Origin of the sequence: Gimesia chilikensis, from assembly GCF_007744075.1 — a bacterium.
Taxonomy (GTDB): domain Bacteria; phylum Planctomycetota; class Planctomycetia; order Planctomycetales; family Planctomycetaceae; genus Gimesia; species Gimesia chilikensis_A.
Genome location: NZ_CP036266.1, coordinates 1,401,514 through 1,418,825, shown reverse-complemented (window position 1 = coordinate 1,418,825; position 17,312 = coordinate 1,401,514). Strand labels below are relative to the sequence as shown.

Genomic DNA, 17,312 nt, shown 5'->3' with positions numbered 1-17,312 from the left:
TTTTGATTTTTCATCGACGCACATACAGGCCCATTAATGGTTGAAATTCGTTACGGCAAAGTCAGTATCACGGGAAATTTCCGGGAGAACAATGAAGATAATTTCTTCATTGATGAATCGCGGAATTATTTTCTGGTTGCCGACGGTATGGGCGGACAGTGTGCCGGAGAGAAAGCCAGCCAGTTAGCAGTCGAGTTGATTCCCAAACGACTGGACGAACTCATCGACTTTAATTCCACTCCCACCGGAGAGGTTGTGCAGTCGATCGATAAAGCTGTCGCGCATGCCAATGGTGAGATCATGGCTTTGGGCGAGTTGGATCCCAATTGTCGCAGCATGGGGACAACGATTGTCTTCGTGGTTCAGGTTGGCGGAGAACTCTTTATCGGCGGAGTTGGTGACAGTCGAGTTTATCTGCTCCGAGAAGGAAAGCTACATCAGCTTACTACCGACCATTCGCTGACCCAGGCACTGGTCGATGCAGGCACAATCACCCCGGAAGAAGCATTAACGCACCGTTATAAAAATGTGCTCTATCGGTACCTGGGAACCAAAGATGGCAGTGCAGGAACCCAGGCCCAGCAACTGGCACCGCAGCCACAGGATCGCATCATTCTCTGTTCGGATGGTGTTACCGACGGAATTCCCGACGAGAAACTGCAGGAACTGCTCAGTCAGTATGACGACCCGCAACAGGCGGCTGAAGAAATTGTCAAGTCGGCCCAGGAAGGTGGCTCGAAAGATAACATCACCTGTATTGTGCTGCACGTCAGCTGACATCCCCTTTCAGAAATGCCGGTTTGAATCCGGCAGCGGCAACGGAGCCCTTTTCGTCGACGCCCTGTTTTCAATCTGGCTGATCAATGCGAGTTCGATCCTTCATCCCGTTTCTGATCGCCATTCTGCTTACACTGGGTCTGTTTTATTCTGATTCCATCTCACTGGGTATCCCCGGAGAATGGAGCTGGCAACGAATCCCTTTCACAGGACCAAGCGTCCTGTTCGGTGCCATAGTCGCCGGCCTGATTCTCGCCGCATATCTCTTGCTGGTTGTCTGGGGCCATACGCGTATCAGTAACTGCCGTCGTGGCGAGTTGATTGCCTGGCTCACAGGGTTGGTCATCGCCAGCCTGACCTGGTCATTCTACCTGCAGGACAGCCCCCCGGCGGAATACTCTCTCTCCAAGGCTCCTTTCGTGTTGTACTACAAAGGATCTTCCGGATACTTCACAGAAGCAAATACCAATATCAAAGACGTTGCCACCTACCTCTCTGAATACGAAACCAAAATGGAGGGAGGAGACGTACTGCACGAAGGGACGCACCCTCCCGGGCTGCCCCTGTTCTACCGATCGTTGATCTGGCTCTGTGACACCTGGCCAGGGCTACAGTCCCTTTTAATCGAATCGCAACCTGCGTCCTTTCAGATCGCCTGTGAAATTATTGCTGAGACGACCGCGGTCACTCCTGATCCACTGACCAGCCGGGATCGGGCCGTGCTCTGGCTGGCAACCCTGATTACCCTGCTCGCTTCTGCACTGACCGTAATTCCCCTGTTTCTACTTGCCCACGAATTCTGTTCGCGCAGAATCAGCTGGCAGGTTGTTGCATTCTGGCCACTGATACCTGCAGCACTGATCTTTCAACCTAAGTCAGATGCACTTTATTCCGTTCTGGCAATATCGTTTCTTTACTGCTGGGTTGCCGCCTGGCGTCGGAAGTCTGTAGCCTGCTTTATCCTGGCGGGACTATTGATCTGGAGTGGTTTGTTTCTCACGCTCGCCTTTCTACCTGTTGCGCTGTGTGCCGTTCTTTATTCACTACTCTCCGCATGGAAACAGAGAGCAGAAACAACTCCACATCAATTCCCCTGGAAACGATTGTTTGCAGCGGCAGGCTGGAGCCTATTGGGATTTGCTGTCCCGCTGATCCTGTGTGCGGTTCTGTTTCAGCTCAATCTACCTCGGGTCTGGATTCTGAATCTCCAAAACCATGCCGGCTTCTATGATGAATATCCCCGCACATACTGGAAGTGGCTGTTGCTAAATCCCCTGGAGATCAGTCTGTCAATCGGGCTACCTGTTATCTGGCTGGTACTCAAGTCACTGTGTCGGCGTCCTGATCCAGATCTCAACACAGGATCACACCACGCGACCTCCGTGTATCCCCTGTTATACTCCTGCCTGCTTGTGCTCGGACTACTCTGGCTCTCTGGCAAAAACATGGGAGAAGCCGCTCGCCTCTGGCTCATCTTTCTGCCCTGGTTCCTCTTGATGACCATTCCAGCCTGGCAGCTTCGCCAGCAGCAGTTTGAGGTTTCTCAAGAACAGCTTCCATCCCCTCTCAAACAGCAGACTTTCTGGATTGGTGCTCTGGTCGCTCAGGCAATTGTCTGCGTAGCGACGGTCTTCCGTATCACCGGTTTTCATTTCCCCCCCGGTTAGATATATCCTGAGCGATTTAACTCCAGCGTCGCAATCCGCTATATTCCCTACAACCCGATAAGTCGGAATTCCCGGCAAAACAGTCTTCCCAGTTCTCAGATTCCGACGATAAGCATTGTGTGCGCCCTGCCTGATCAATCGCTGCGGCCCAGTTCTAGAACTGTGGTTTGCCGCTGCCTGAACTGATAGAGGTGCCTCCCTTGACCGTTTAGTTTCATCCTCGAATACTTCCAGAGCCAGACTGCAGGTTGCCTCTCATGGCGAAGTTTAAACTCGGTTTCCTTTCAACACTAAACAGCCTGTGCATAGTTCTGTTTTTGAGTGCGGGATGTGCGGACGACTCTCTGGAATTCACCGAACTCAAGCAGGTCAATGAGAAGGTGACTGAGGCAGAACTCAAGCGTTATCTCAAAGTCATTGAGCTTCTGCCACAACAGAAGCTGCCTGCCTTCCCCTCGGTTTATGCTCCAGCGCCATCCTGGAGCCACATCCGGTCGCTGCCGATCGAGGATCTGGTTCACAGCGAGCAGAATAACCTGTCACTGCTCTGGGATGTGGATCGCATTGGGGATCAGTTCGGACTTCGCAATCGCAGTCTGAAGAAAGCACTCCGCAGACGGGACATGTCGAAAGAACAGTTCATCTGCTACACGCTTGCGCTGGGACTGGCGGCCAGCCGGAATCAGCTGCGCGAGGATCAGGACCTTGAGGAAGTCATTGAAAAGGGTAATAAAACGATTCATCAGTTGAAACTGGATAAACGCCCTTTCTCTTCGCTCTCCCTGGAAGAGCGTCACCGCACGTTGCATGAAGCCATGTGGATTTCCCGGGTGAACCGGGCCGAACACCTGATACAGGTTCCCCCGGAAAACATGAATCTCGTCAGAGCCCATTGGGATGAATTACAGAAAGTTCTGCCTCCGGAGTTCCTGAAAAATCCGCTGGATGAACTCACGGACATCTTGGAAGAAAGAGGGATTCCCTTCACCTTTCCAGATGACGATGCGGACGAGCTGCTACACTGGACTTCGACCAATGCTATTATTGGCAACGATGAGCCAGACCCCGAACCGGAGCAAACCCGGATTCAGTAAGCCGGCTTATTGAGCCGCGGCGACGTCCGGTCGAAGCTTTTGAGCTTCATTCAGATAAACGTGCACCACTTCGGACTGTTTCTGGTCAGTATTTACGTGAATCATCACACGAATACAGCGAGGCATCGCTCCTTTTACGGCGATTTCAGAGGCACAAATCAGTGGGACTGATTTCATTCCCAACTCACGGGCTGCCTCGGCCGGAAAGGCGGATGTCAGGTCAGGGGTGGTGGTAAAAAATACGGAGACAATGTCTTCGTAGTTTTCAATCCGATTCGCTTTGAGCAGTTGCTCCAGCAGTTCGCGTGTCGCAGACAATACCTCTGCTGAAACGTCCTGAGTCACTGTTGTTGCACCACGAATTCCACGTACCGACATCGTTATTACCAAGCATTCCTGAAAAAATCTTCTGCCGCACAACTGAACATACGAACCAGTCAATGCAACCTGATCAACGTAAAATTAGCCTATTCCATGAAAAGAATATCCTAACTAATTCTTCGGCTGTTGGCTACCAGTGGCATTCCTGAATTCTGAGGAGACTCAGGTCACAAGACAAAGAAGCAGCGCTCACTGCCCTGCTTAACATCTCAAGATGTGGAAACAATTTGCGTCTGAGTTAAAAAATGCTCTTGCGTTACTTTTGTAAAATCAGGTAAAAATCATTCGATTCCGGGAAATCAGGATTCAAAGAGTGCCAGGATGGTATCTCATTTTCCCGTATTCAATCAGACAATTGATATCGCATACGTACATCTCTCGGAAAGGACTCCTTGATGTCGACGACGGTAGAGTGGATCGCTCAAGAACTGAATTGCCCGGCCCGTGGCAATCAGAGGCTGGAAATACATGGAGCGGAATCCGTTCTCAAAGCGGGTCCCCATGATATCACTTTTGTGGGCGATGAACTCAACCTGAAACGCCTCAAGTCGAGTCAGGCTGGCGCCGTGATTATCGAGCAACGCCTGGAAGAGTCGTTCCAGAAAGCTTTTGAATCCACCCCGATGACCTCCCTGACCGTGGTGGATGCCCAGGCTGCCTTCATCAAAGTCATTCAGAAACTCCGCCCTGCTCGGGAGCTTCCCGAAATCGGCATTTCTCCTGCAGCTGATATCAGTGACCAGGCCACCATCGGTGAGAACTGTCACATTTATCCGCGGGTCACGATTCGCCCTGGTGTCAAAATTGGAAACAACTGCCGGATTTACCCTGGCGTCTACATCGGTGATGATTGCGTCCTCGGTGACGATGTGACCATTCATGCCAATACAGTTCTCTACCCGGATGTCAAAATCGCTGACCGGGTTTTAATTCACGCCGCAGCTGTGCTGGGATGTGACGGTTTTGGCTATCGCTTCGAAAATGGTCGGTACGTCAAGATTCCTCATCTCGGCAGTGTGCGTATCGAAGACGATGTCGAAATTGGCGCCGGAACAACCATCGACCGGGGTATGATCGGACCGACAGTCATCGGTCTGGGAACCAAGATCGATAACCAGGTGATGATCGCCCATAACTGCGAAATCGGCAAACATAACGCGTTTGCTTCACAAGTCGGTTTTGCCGGTTCGATTACCACAGGAGATTACGTTCGCTGTGCAGGACAGGTCGGTATCGCAGACCACGTGCACATCGGAGATCAGGCTACTCTGGGTGCCCGGGCCGGTGTTCACCGCGATATTCCGCCCGGCGAAGTCCATATCGGAACACCTGCAGCGCCTGAAAAAGAACAACGGAAAATTGTGATGTCTATTCGCAAGGTTCCTGAAATGCGGAAGCAGATCCGTGACCTCGAACAGCAACTCAAAACACTCACACAGCAGTTCGAAGCTCTGAACGATTCGAGTCAGATCAACGACAAATCCGCGCTTACCTGAGTCTTCATTTCAAAACCCGTTTCAACGTGAAACTGACTGATTAATGATGAATACATTACAAACTTCTCCTCCCGACACCCGACGACAGATCGGATTGCTGGCTGGTGCAGGCCGCTTCCCAATCGTCTTTGCGGAACAGGCACAGCAACAGGGTTATTCCGTCTGCTGCCTGGGCATCTTCGGCATGGCCAGTGACGAGCTGATGGACATCTGCGATACGTTTCACTGGATTCCCCTGGCACGCATCGGCCGGGCAATCAAATTGTTCAAACGGGAAGAAGTTAAACGCATCGTGATGGCGGGCAAGATTGAAAAAACGGTCCTGTTCAGCCCGTTTCGAATATTCAAACTGTTACCCGATTTCCGCACGCTGCATATGTGGTATCGTTACGCCAGGGAAGATCGTAAAGACGATACTCTGCTTCTGGCGGTGATTAAAGAATTTGAGCGTGACGATCTATTTTTCGAATCAGCACTGGATTATTGCCCGGAGTTACTTGTGAAACACGGATTTCTGACGAAACGACGTCCCAGCCATTCACAGTGGGAAGACATTAAAATGGGTTGGGATATTGCCAAGCAGATGGGGCAGTTGGACATTGGACAAAGTATCGTCGTGAACGATAAAGCTGTCATCGCAGTTGAAGCGATTGAAGGTACCGATCGTGCGATTCAACGGGCCGGCCAGCTTTGTAAACGAGGTGGTTTTACCGTGGTTAAAGTTGCCAAACCCCAGCAGGATCGTCGATTTGATGTTCCCACGGTGGGTATCAAAACATTGCAGACCATGCACGAAGCAGGCGGACGGGTACTGGCAATTGAAAGCAACCAGACGATCATGATCGACCAACAGGAAGTCGCCGACCTGGCAGACAAGCTGGGGATCGCGATCGTTTCACTCAACGAAGAAGAGCTGTCACTGCAACTGGCCGGCTGAGTTATCAGTTTATTCTGAGGCCAGTTTCAGCTCACTGTCACCATCGGATTCTGGTTTCTCATCCAGGCTCTCGACCTCCAGGTTGAAGGCAGTCAGCATCTCGGTATGGCGATGACTTTCTTCAACCGGTTCCTGCTGCTTTTTATGCTTCCCGGTTAGTTCTACCTCGAAGCGGGTCGAAGCAATTGAGAGTTCATCTCCGGGCAGCAGAGCACCGCGGGTGATTTTCTGACCGTTCACCCGGGTCCCGTTCGTGCTGCACAGGTCTCGCACGAACAGAAGACCGTCCGTTTTGATAATCACACAATGGATCTTAGAGATGCTGTTTTTATCAATCTGCACGTCACACAGGTCCGATTTCCGACCGACCACTGTAACGTCTTTATCAATCAGAATCGGCTGACCACCATTTAATGGAATCAGTTTCGCTATCATGGTACAGCCCGCATCGAGAACTCAAGATATGTAAGTGAAGAAATGGAAGTGAGTTAACATGATCCCGAGATTGGCCCCCTGACCGGAATCACTAGCGCTCAATTTAATGTTATCACAGCTGAAGCAAATTTCCACGCTAATTCTGCTTACTTCAGGGGAATCAACTGGCTATGAGCTCTGATTACGTCGGCTTTGGTGAAGATTCAGAGGATTTCCGGGAGCGTTTAACCCGAATCTATCCAGTCGCTTGACGGCCAGACGGAGCAATGGTAGTGTCCCTAGTAAATATGCTGCAATCCGATGGCTTAACGTACAGTAGCCACATCCGCTGCAAACAGCAGATTGCCCGGACGGAACGACTTCGAACGAAGTCCCATCGGAATCACTGGATAGCAACCGCCAGAGACGAGTCTGTCTTCCAACAAAATAATCAGCAGCTGGCAAATTCTTGCCGACTGTCACGTGTTAGGAATTGAGCAGGAGAGGGGTTGAATCTTCAGTCCCGCATCTTACTGGGAAGCTGCGAGCTTCTGAACAATAGATATGTACTGGTCAGCGTCCGGTTTCTTTGCGTGAAGGGACCGACGGGCTGATTGATTAACATTTAGAGGAATTAAGTATGTCAGGTCAAAAGTATGTGTACTTCTTCGGCGATGGAAAAGCAGATGGCGACGCCACATTGCGCAATACCCTGGGGGGGAAAGGGGCCAACCTGGCAGAAATGATTAACATCGGGCTCCCCGTCCCAGCTGGTTTCACCCTGAATACAGACGTCTGTATTCACTACAGCAAAACCGGTGGAGAATACCCCGAAGGTGTAGACGCACAGGTTGAAGAAGCTCTGGCCAAAGTCGAAGAAGCCATGGGTGCTAAATTCGGCTGTGACACCAACCCCCTGCTCGTCTCCTGTCGTTCCGGTGCCCGGGAATCCATGCCCGGTATGATGGACACCGTTTTGAACATCGGTCTGAACGATACCACCGTCGAAGCACTGGCGAAACAGTCCGGCAATGAAGCGTTCGCCTGGGACAGCTACCGCCGCTTCGTGCAGATGTATGGCGATGTGGTTATGGGTATGAAAGGTGAGCATGAAGATCCGTTCGAACATGCTCTCGAAGCCAAGCGTGAAAAAGCCGGCGTCCAATACGACTCTGAACTGAGTGCCGAACACCTCAAAGAACTGGTGGCTGAATTCAAGACCCTGATCAAAGAAAGCACTGGTCAGGAATTCCCGACCGATCCCAAACAGCAGATCTGGGGTGCTATCGGAGCCGTCTTCAGCAGCTGGGATAACGACCGTGCTGTCGTTTACCGCCGCGATTATGGCATTCCTCACAACTGGGGAACCGCCTGTAACGTTCAGGCTATGGTTTACGGAAACCTGGGCGACGACTGTGCGACTGGTGTCGGCCTGACCCGTAACTGTTCTACCGGTGAACCTGGTTTCTGTGGCGACTACCTGATCAACGCTCAGGGTGAAGACGTGGTGGCTGGTATTCGTACTCCGAAACAGATCGAAGCTACTTTGAGCAGCGACATGCCGGAAGGTTACAAGCAGCTCGAAGAAATCGGTCAGATCCTGGAAAAACACTACAAAGACGTGCAGGACATCGAGTTCACTATTCAACGTGGCAAGGTCTGGATGCTGCAGACTCGTAACGCAAAACGAACCGGTTTTGCCGCCGTCCGTATCGCCGTCGATCTGGTAAACGAAGGCCTGGTCAGCAAGGAAGAAGCGATCACCAAACGCCGGATTCCTGCTGACGACCTGAACCAGCTCCTGCAGCCGATTTTTGACCCGGCTGAAAAACAGAAATCCGCCCAGGAAGGAAACCTGCTGACCAAGGGTATCAACGCCGGTCCGGGTGCTGCCAGTGGTCACATCTGCTTCAGTGCTGAAGAAGCCGAAGCCATTTTCAACCGTGACAACTCCGCTCAGCTGGTACTCGTTCGTCGCGAAACCAGCCCCGAAGACCTTCGCGGAATGCGAGTTTCAAAGGGGATTCTGACCGCCCTGGGTGGTGCCAGCTCACACGCTGCCCTGGTGAGCCGCCAGATGGGTAAAGCTTGTGTTGTTGGTGCTTCTGAACTGAAGATTGATTCTGCTGCTGGAACTATCACCGCCGGTGACAAGGTTCTCAAGAGCGGCGACTGGATCAGCATCGACGGTTTCACAGGCGAAATCTTCGCCGGTAAAGTGGAAACCAAACCGAGTGAAATCGTGGAAGTGCTGATCTCCAAAACCATGAAACCTGAAGACTCAGAAGCATTTCAGCGATACCAGCAACTGATGGGCTGGGTTGATGAAATCCGCAAGCTGCGTGTTCGTACTAACGCTGACCAGCCCGATCAGGCAGCTGAAGCCATTGCTTTCGGTGCTGAAGGGATTGGTCTGTGTCGAACCGAGCACATGTTCTTCCACCACCTCGCAGAAATCCGCGAAATGATCGCTGCCGGCGATGTGGAATCACGCACCAAAGCTGTTAACAAGCTGCTGCCCTTCCAGCGCGAAGACTTTACCGGCATCTTCAAGGCCATGAACGGTCTGCCGGTAACCATTCGTCTGTTGGATCCGCCGCTGCACGAGTTCCTCTCTGACCGTCACCTGGAAGAAAACCCGACCCTGGCTGAAGAACTGGCCAACGAACTGGGTGTGACTGTTGAATTCATCCGTCGCCGTGTAGAAGAACTGCACGAGCTGAACCCGATGCTGGGTCATCGTGGCTGTCGTCTGGGTATTGTTTATCCAGAAATCACCGCGATGCAGGCCCGGGCCATCATGGAAGCCGCCTGCGACGTGCAGAAGGAAGGCATCAAAGTGCATCCTGAAATCATGGTGCCTCTGGCTGGATTCCAGACTGAATTCGATAACCAGGCCAAGATCATCCGTGAAGTTGCCGAGCAGGTTCTGGAAGAAAAAGGCGTCAAGGTTGAGTACATGGTCGGAACCATGGTTGAGCTGCCGCGTGCTGCCATCTGTGCAGATCAGATCGCAGAAACCGCCCAGTTCTTCAGCTTCGGTACCAACGACCTGACCCAGACCACTCTGGGTATGAGCCGTGACGACTACGGTACCTTCATCGGTCACTACCGTGAAAATGACATCATTCCTGCAGACCCGTTCCAGACCATCGATCAGGATGGTGTTGGACGTCTGATGCAGACCGGTGTCGAACGCGGTCGTGGTACTCGTTCCGACCTCAAGATCGGGATTTGTGGTGAACACGGTGGTGATCCTGCCAGTGTGATCTTCTGCCACGGACTGGGTCTGGATTACGTCAGCTGCTCACCTTTCCGGGTTCCAATCGCCCGTCTGGCAGCAGCTCAGGCTGTGCTGGATGAAAAAGCATAAGCTTAGTTAAAGTTTGAACTTACCTGCAGGGAGAATTTCATCTGAAATTCTCCCTGTTTTTTTCCCTTTCACATTCGGCTTCTGACGTATACAATATTGAAGCAATAAATCAGGGAGTTTTCGGAATTTAACCAAAAATCCTCTTCCCCCGAAGTCGATACAACGATAAGATTCTACGCTCACACCTTACGCTCAGATTATCTACTTGCGAATGTATCGGATGTCAGTGATCCCTTGTTGTGAAAACCTGCCGGGTCAGCCATCACACCAGTAGAGTGATGCGATTTGCGGGGCCTGCCTCCCCGTAAAACTTGAGAGCTTCTTCTCAAAAGTTCCGAATAATATTGAGCTCTTGATCAAGGTCGGTACGTTGCCGATCATTTTGTATCCATAACACGTTCCCTAAAGTAAACCTGCACTAAAGCCATGAAAAATCTGGACAAGTATCGAAACATTGGTATTTCGGCTCACATCGACTCTGGTAAAACCACACTTACCGAACGGATTCTGTACTACTCAGGCCGAATCCACAAAGTGCGTGAAGTGCGAGGTGGTGACGGTGGAGCAACCATGGACAGTATGGACCTGGAGCGTGAGCGTGGGATTACCATCGCTTCTGCCGCCACACAGGTGCAGTGGAGAGACTATACTGTCAACATCATCGATACCCCGGGCCACGTTGACTTTACCGTGGAAGTGGAACGTAGTCTTCGCGTGCTGGACGGTGCCGTTCTCGTACTCTGCTCGGTAGGCGGTGTACAGAGCCAGTCTCTGACCGTTGACCGTCAGATGAAACGTTACGGCGTTCCCCGTATTGCCTTCATCAATAAGATGGACCGTACCGGTGCCGATTCTGCCAGCGTGATCAAGCAGATCGAAGAAAAGTTGCACGTTGTGCCTCTGCCGCTGCAGATTCCCATGGGTGAAGGTGCTCAGTTCGAAGGTGTAGTTGACCTGGTAACCATGCAGGCCGTCACCTACGAAGGCGAACAGGGTGAAAAAGAAGTCCTCGGCGAAATTCCTGAGCAGTTCAAAGCTGCTGCTGAAGAAGCTCGTGCTGCGATGCTGGAAACCCTCTCCATGTTCAGCGACGACCTGATGGTCGCCCTGCTGGAAGAGGCAGAAATTCCCGTTGACGACATTTACAAAGTCATTCGTGAAGCGACTCTGTCTCACGAAATCACCCCCGTCATGATGGGAACAGCTTTCAAGAACAAAGGTGTGCAGACTCTGCTTGACGCCGTGGTTCGCTTCCTGCCCAGCCCGCTCGATCGTGAAATTTCTGCGATTGACCTGGACGCTCAGCAGAAAGCCATCAAAGAAGGTGCAGAAGATACGCACAGCGATTCGTTCCGTACGAAGCTGTCACACTCTTCTGACAAACCTCTGGTTGCCATGGCCTTCAAGATTGTCGACGAAACCTTCGGTCAGCTGACCTACATGCGAATCTATCAGGGTAAAATCGAAAAAGGTCAGAGCTACGTCAACACCCGAACCGGGAACTCAACCCGCTTTGGCCGGCTGGTACGTATGCACGCTGACAGCCGTGAAGACGTTGATGTAGGTGAAGCAGGTGACATTATCGCCGCTGTAGGTATGGAGTGTGCCTCCGGGGATACATTCTGTAGCGATGGTGAAAACTACGCTCTGGAAAGTATCTTTGTACCTGAGCCTGTGATTCGTCTTTCGATCGAACCACTCGACCGGGACGGTGCCGATCGTCTGGCTAAAGCCATTCAGCGTTTCAACCGCGAAGACCCTACCTTCCACGTGATGACTGATGAAGAAACCAATCAGACCATCATCGCTGGTATGGGTCAGCTGCACCTCGATGTTTACATCGAACGTATCAAACGTGAATACAAAGTCGAATGTATCGTGGGTGAACCCCGCGTGGCTTACCGCGAAACACCGACCATCCCTGTGGAATACAATCACAAGCACAAAAAGCAGACTGGTGGTTCTGGTCAGTACGCTCACGTCGTTGGTAAAATTGAACCAATGCCCGTGGAAAATGACGGTGAAACCTACGAATTCAAAAATGCGATCACCCAGGGACGTATTCCCAAAGAATACATCCCGGCTGTGGACAAAGGGTTCCAACGAGCTCTTGTTAAAGGCCCCTTGTGCGAATGTGAAGTTGTGGGCGTTTCCGCCACTCTGTCGGACGGTAGCTACCACGATGTTGACTCTTCAGAAATGGCGTTCAACGTCGCCGCATTCAACTGTATGCGTGACTCTCTGAAGAAAGCAAACATGGCACTGCTTGAGCCGATCATGAAACTTGAAGTGGAAGTTCCTGAAGAATTCCAGGGTGCTGTCACTGGTCATATCGCTCAGAAACGCGGTGTGATCAATACATCGGAAACCAAAATGGGAACGAGTGTCTTCATCGCTGAAGTCCCGCTGGCAAGCATGTTTGACTATGCCAACGAACTGCGTTCCATGACCCAGGGTAAAGGTGGATTCAGCATGGAATTCTCGCGTTATGCCCAGGTTCCACGTAACATTCAGGAAGAAGTCGTTGCCCGTCGTCTGAAAGAAAAAGAAGAACGGATGGCAACTGCCTGATTCTGAGAATCAAACGAAAAGCCCCGTTTTACGAAACGGGGCTTTTTTGTTGCGCCAACTCAGCTTCCGCAGCCAGAACCGGCTCCATCAGCTGACGAATCTCTGCCTCCTGTTCGCTGGTCAGTGTCCGCTGAGGTGGCCGCGGAGGTCCGAAGTCTGCTCCGGTCAGAGTAATGGCATACTTCAACATACTGATGTTGAAGCTGTCCCCGCAGCGTGCCCGATAATCTTCGATCGGCAGGATCTGTTGCTGAATTCGCATTCCCTCGGCATAGTCGCCCGAGAGAAACGCCGCGTGCATCGCCAGCGACAGATGCGGACAGACATTCCCGGCCCCGCTGGTAAATCCACCTGAACCAGCCAGCATGTAATAAGGGGCAAACCGCTCTGCAGAACCGCAGACCCATTCCATGCCTTCCGTATCGGCGCTGACCGTGGTCCGGAACTGATGCATCTGATTCACCGAATACTTGACCCCCACGGCCCGCTCGTCCGAGGCCAGCTCCAGCAGCAGCTCGTCACTGGGAATCGCCGCTTTCTTATAGAACAAGGTAGGACAGTCGGCAGCGTCCATCACTGCACGGTAATATTCTTCCGCCCCGCGATCACTCATGTAAGGATGCGCAAACGGCATGAACATGATGCCGGTGGCCCCTGCCTCCAGACAGTCAACCGCCAGTTGCTTCGCTGCATTTACCTGGTAACCGATGGGTGCAAAAATCAGGGTTTCCGGACCGGTAACTTCGCGAGTGATCTTCACCAGCTGCACGATTTCCTCTGGCAGCAGACTGTGAAATTCACTGGTCCCTGCCCCGGGAAGATAAACACGCATGCCTGCCTCATACAGTTTCGTCGTGTGTGCTGACTGCATCTCGACGTTGATCCGATCCTGCTGATCGAAGGCGGTCAGTGGGACAATATGCACGGTTTGCAGCTGTTGACGCTCAATCGATGGGCTCATAAAACAATTCCTGTTACCTGTTCGGTTCAAGTTGTCAGAGACTTCAATTCTCAGGATAGATCCTGCAGAATTGACCTCGGAGTGAATTCCCCCGCAATATTCTTAACAGTCTTTACTTACTGTTGTACGCAGATTTTCACCGACCATCAATCAAACCAGCGTATATGAGTCAAAATAAAGCACAACTCGAAAACTGGTGCTATCTGGCCTGCCTGCTCGAAGCGACCGCACGCAAACCGGGAAATGTTCATCCTGGCGTCTCGTTTCCTGATCTGATGTACGTTGATTTCCTCCGTTCTGCACGGGCGATTGCCCCCCTGCTCCCACAGTCAGAGCCAGGCAGGATAGGTGAAACCATCTTGAATTGCATCACAGCAACCCGAGATGTCTCTGCCAGCAACTCCAACCTGGGCATGGTCCTGTTACTGGCCCCGTTGCTGGCCATACCGAATGAGCTGACCATCTCTGCGGGAATTGAATCGGTCCTGGAGGGATTGAGTGTCGCTGACGCGCGACTGGTTTACGAGGCAATCAGAGTGGCCTGTCCGGGTGGCCTGGGAGAGACAGAAACGCAGGATATCTTAGACGAACCAACGGGCACACTGCGCGAAGTCATGGCCCTGGCAGCTGAGCGGGATGCCGTCGCGCGAGAATATGCCAGCGGATTTGAGATCACCCTCCAGACAGCGGTCCCCGCACTACAGGATTTCTGGAATCAATCCTCAGACTGGGAAACTGCCGTCATTCGTCTGCAGCTCATGCTGATGGCTGCCTGTCCGGACACATTGATCGCCCGTAAATGTGGCAGGGCTGAAGCAGAAGAAGCAGCCCGGCGAGCTCGCGAGACCTTACAGGCAGAAGACTTTGAGAGCAGTTTGCAGGGACTTGACCGCTGGTTGCGCGAAACGGGAAATCGCAGGAATCCGGGAACGACAGCCGATTTAATCGTCGCGGCCCTGTTTGTTGCCCTGCGGGACGGTTTCATCAAGCCCCCTGCTCCGGCTACAATCAGAAAAAAAGTCCCTCCACCTTTTCAAGCAGAATTGAGCTCGTTAATTTATGAAGGATAGCGTCCCCCGATACAAAGTTCGCGTCACCAAAGACCACCTCGTCTTCAGTGCGGCACACTTTATCACATTCAACGGCAATATCTGTGAGCGTCTGCACGGTCACAACTGGCGTGTCGCTGCTGAGCTGACCGGGCCTCTAGACGAAAACGGTTACGTCTTCGATTTCATTGCACTTCGTGATCAGTTGCAGAAAACGGTCGATGCGCTCGATCACCGTGTTCTGCTTCCCACGCAGCACGATAAAATTAAAGTCAGGGAAGATCAGAATGAAGTCGAAGCCACGTTCGAAGAACGGCGCTGGGTTTTCCCGCGTGAGGACTGTATCCTGCTGCCGGTTGCCAATACAACGGCTGAATTAATCGCGCACTGGATTGGCCAGCAGCTGATGACTGTGATAGGATCAGACGCTGCAAGCCAGATTGAATCGGTCCAGATTGAAGTAGAAGAAAATTTCGGGCAGTGGGCAATCTGCGAACTCCCTGTCACCCGGAACTGATTGTCAAACCAACAGAGTTTCCCCTCCTGGGAGTCTCAGATAAGGAAACATATCATGTCAGCCAATGCACCCTGGATCATTGATGTCACCGAAGAGAACTTCGAAACCGAAGTCCTGCAGAAGTCACAACAGATGCCGATCATCATCGATTTCTGGGCTCCCTGGTGCGGTCCGTGTCAGCAGCTGGCTCCTATGCTGGAAAACGTGATCAACGAATTCCAGGGCAAAGTCCAGTTGGCGAAAATCAATATCGACGAACAACAGGGACTGGCGGCCGCATTCCGCGTGCAATCGATTCCGACTGTGGTCGCCTTCCTGAACGGGCAGCCCGTCGATCATTTCCAGGGGATCCTGCCCGAAGAGTCGCTGAGGGAATGGGTAACGCAACTGGTGCCTTCTCCCATTGATATGTTGCTGCAGGAAGGTCAGATCCTCGAAGAGACCGATCCAGCGGCCGCGGAAGGCAAGTACCGTGAAGCAGCAGAACTCGATCCGAAAAACGATACCATCAAACTGCGACTGGCAGCTGTGCTGGTAAAGTTGTCCCGCTTCGATGAATGCGGCCAGATCATTGAAGAACTGGAAGCTCGTGGGTTTCTAGAGCCCGAAGCAGAGCAGATTAAATCGCAGCTCGAACTTCAGGCAGCCGCGGATGAAGCGGGTGGGGTGGAAGAGGCTCGTAAAGCATTGGAGGCAGATCCCGATAATGCTGACCTCAAAATCGCCTTAGCAGACGCCCTGGCGATTTCCAACAAACATGAAGAAGCCCTGGAAATCTGTCTGGCGATCATCGCGGAAGATAAAGCGGGAGCAGGCGTAGAAGCCAAAGCCACAATGTTGCGAATCTTCGATCTGCTGGGGCCACAGTCAGCCCTGACCAGCGCGTACCGTCGCAAGCTGGCGACTCTGCTCTATTAAATGTGGCTTACTGTCCTGCAGAGCGAGTTCCGGCAGGTGACCCCGCAATGGGTACCCCAAAAGGCAGCGGCCTGCCCGCTACCTGGTATCCGAGTGAATGGGCATATTTCTGCAGCTCTCGATAGAGTTCGAAGCTGTCCGGGTAAACCCAGAAGGTAACCGTCGAACCGGTCCCGATTTCAGTCAACGCCCGGGAGAACTGTGATTGAGGCCGTAATGCAGTCTCTTGAACTTCGCCGGATACATCATCGCTGCGACCGATCTCCCACTTGGTGACCCCGACTCGAAATCCGCCCGTGCCACCGGTCCGTAACTGGTCCAGCGCAGAAAGGGGTTGTCGCTCGACAACATAATTCATGGTGTATCCCTGGACGGGCCCGACTTTGCCATGATGCTCACGGTACTTGGCCAGCCAGCTGCCTCGCTTCATGACCTCGTGTTTCAACTCCAGCAGCAGTTCATTGATGGGCACATAAGAAACGCGGTTTTCTGAAAGCAGGAAGTGCCATTCCTTATCCGTCACCAGCTGACTGACGGGAGTGAGGCGGTGCTTCAGCTCTTTCACCTGCTCACGTGGTTCAGAGACTTCGCGTGCTTTGGCGACCACGTGCTCCAGTTGCTGACGTGCCGCCTTCGTTTCATCGACGAGACTAAGCAACTGTCGATACTCCTGTTCCAGTCGACTGCTCTTGTGATTGATCTCGGACAACATCGACTGGACCTGACCTCGAACGGCCTGCTTACGTGACTGCAGATCCTGAGCTCCCGATGACCGTTCCTGCATAACACGATCCAGGCGAGAGAGTTCGGCTTCCGCTGCTTCAAGTTGTGCCAGCAATTCTGCGGAGGGGTGTTGATAGATGATCTTCGGTTCTTTCGGCACCAGCTTTTCCGGTTCCGGATCCGGCAATATCACCACGGGGGCAGGCAGAGGAGGTGCTTCCAACTCTGGAGGAAAGGCATCGAGATCGGCATCAATCACAGTAGGCGCTGCAGGTGGTTTGACTTCGGTATTCGCGATGGTTACCGGTGCCTGGCTCATCCGGACGCCAGCGATCACGATCAGAATAATCAGAATCCCGACAATGTTCGCGACGATATCCAGAAAGGAATCTGAACCAAATCCGGCTTCTCCCTGAGGTGTGCGGCGGCTCATA

14 protein-coding genes are annotated in these 17,312 nt (G+C 52.4%); 10 read left to right on the top strand and 4 right to left on the bottom strand.

Translation table 11 applies throughout. From position 1 onward, the window contains the following. Positions 1–36: 36 nt before the first annotated feature. From HG66A1_RS05485 to HG66A1_RS05475, 3 genes are all read left to right on the top strand, one after another. Positions 37–777: a PP2C family protein-serine/threonine phosphatase gene (locus HG66A1_RS05485; protein WP_145181215.1), complete on the top strand. Its 741-nt coding sequence runs from the start codon at positions 37–39 to the stop codon at positions 775–777. An 86-nt stretch (positions 778–863) separates the two neighbouring features. Further along, entirely contained in the window at positions 864–2,444 is a 1,581-nt protein-coding gene (locus tag HG66A1_RS05480) for a hypothetical protein (RefSeq protein WP_145181214.1), read from the top strand. Between the two features lie 257 nt (positions 2,445–2,701). After that, positions 2,702–3,538: a hypothetical protein gene (locus tag HG66A1_RS05475; RefSeq protein WP_145181213.1), complete on the top strand. Its 837-nt coding sequence runs from the start codon at positions 2,702–2,704 to the stop codon at positions 3,536–3,538. Between the two features lie 6 nt (positions 3,539–3,544). Here the strand turns inward: HG66A1_RS05475 and aroH are convergent, their stop codons facing one another. Then, the gene (gene aroH / locus HG66A1_RS05470) at positions 3,545–3,916 is read right to left on the bottom strand and encodes a chorismate mutase (protein WP_145181212.1); all 372 of its coding nucleotides are present in this window, start codon (positions 3,914–3,916) and stop codon (positions 3,545–3,547) included. 398 nt (positions 3,917–4,314) lie between these two features. On the opposite strand from aroH, the gene lpxD reads away from it, so the two are divergent. Further along, complete coding sequence (gene lpxD / locus HG66A1_RS05465) at positions 4,315–5,415, top strand: UDP-3-O-(3-hydroxymyristoyl)glucosamine N-acyltransferase (RefSeq protein ID WP_145181211.1); 1,101 nt, start codon at positions 4,315–4,317, stop codon at positions 5,413–5,415. A gap of 43 nt (positions 5,416–5,458) precedes the next feature. Next, on the top strand, positions 5,459–6,352 hold the full coding sequence (locus HG66A1_RS05460) for an LpxI family protein (protein WP_228030574.1): 894 nt from the start codon (positions 5,459–5,461) through the stop codon (positions 6,350–6,352). A 9-nt stretch (positions 6,353–6,361) separates the two neighbouring features. On the opposite strand, the gene HG66A1_RS05455 is transcribed toward HG66A1_RS05460, so the two are convergent. Continuing rightward, positions 6,362–6,787, bottom strand: coding sequence for an FHA domain-containing protein (locus HG66A1_RS05455; RefSeq protein WP_145037330.1), 426 nt, complete (start codon positions 6,785–6,787; stop codon positions 6,362–6,364). Positions 6,788–7,406: 619 nt separating this feature from the next. Between HG66A1_RS05455 and ppdK the strand changes: the two genes are divergently transcribed. Next, complete coding sequence (gene ppdK / locus HG66A1_RS05450) at positions 7,407–10,139, top strand: pyruvate, phosphate dikinase (RefSeq protein WP_145181210.1); 2,733 nt, start codon at positions 7,407–7,409, stop codon at positions 10,137–10,139. Between the two features lie 426 nt (positions 10,140–10,565). After that, complete coding sequence (fusA, locus tag HG66A1_RS05445; RefSeq protein ID WP_145181209.1) at positions 10,566–12,710, top strand: elongation factor G; 2,145 nt, start codon at positions 10,566–10,568, stop codon at positions 12,708–12,710. Positions 12,711–12,738: 28 nt separating this feature from the next. Here fusA and HG66A1_RS05440 read toward each other — a convergent pair whose 3' ends face one another. After that, positions 12,739–13,671 carry a dihydrodipicolinate synthase family protein gene (locus HG66A1_RS05440; protein WP_145181208.1) on the bottom strand — a complete coding sequence of 311 codons (933 nt, stop codon included), beginning with the start codon at positions 13,669–13,671 and terminating at the stop codon, positions 12,739–12,741. A gap of 164 nt (positions 13,672–13,835) precedes the next feature. On the opposite strand from HG66A1_RS05440, the gene HG66A1_RS05435 reads away from it, so the two are divergent. The 3 genes from HG66A1_RS05435 to trxA are packed head-to-tail and all read left to right on the top strand — an operon-like array spanning position 13,836 to position 16,155. Next, on the top strand, positions 13,836–14,741 hold the full coding sequence (locus HG66A1_RS05435; protein ID WP_145181207.1) for a triphosphoribosyl-dephospho-CoA synthase: 906 nt from the start codon (positions 13,836–13,838) through the stop codon (positions 14,739–14,741). Then, complete coding sequence (locus HG66A1_RS05430; protein ID WP_145181206.1) at positions 14,731–15,237, top strand: 6-pyruvoyl trahydropterin synthase family protein; 507 nt, start codon at positions 14,731–14,733, stop codon at positions 15,235–15,237. Before HG66A1_RS05435 ends, HG66A1_RS05430 begins: the two co-directional genes overlap by 11 nt. Positions 15,238–15,291: 54 nt before the next feature. Beyond that, on the top strand, positions 15,292–16,155 hold the full coding sequence (trxA, locus tag HG66A1_RS05425) for a thioredoxin (protein WP_145181205.1): 864 nt from the start codon (positions 15,292–15,294) through the stop codon (positions 16,153–16,155). 7 nt (positions 16,156–16,162) lie between these two features. Here the strand turns inward: trxA and HG66A1_RS05420 are convergent, their stop codons facing one another. Next, positions 16,163–17,311, bottom strand: coding sequence for a hypothetical protein (locus tag HG66A1_RS05420; RefSeq protein ID WP_145181204.1), 1,149 nt, complete (start codon positions 17,309–17,311; stop codon positions 16,163–16,165). Position 17,312: the final 1 nt, after the last annotated feature.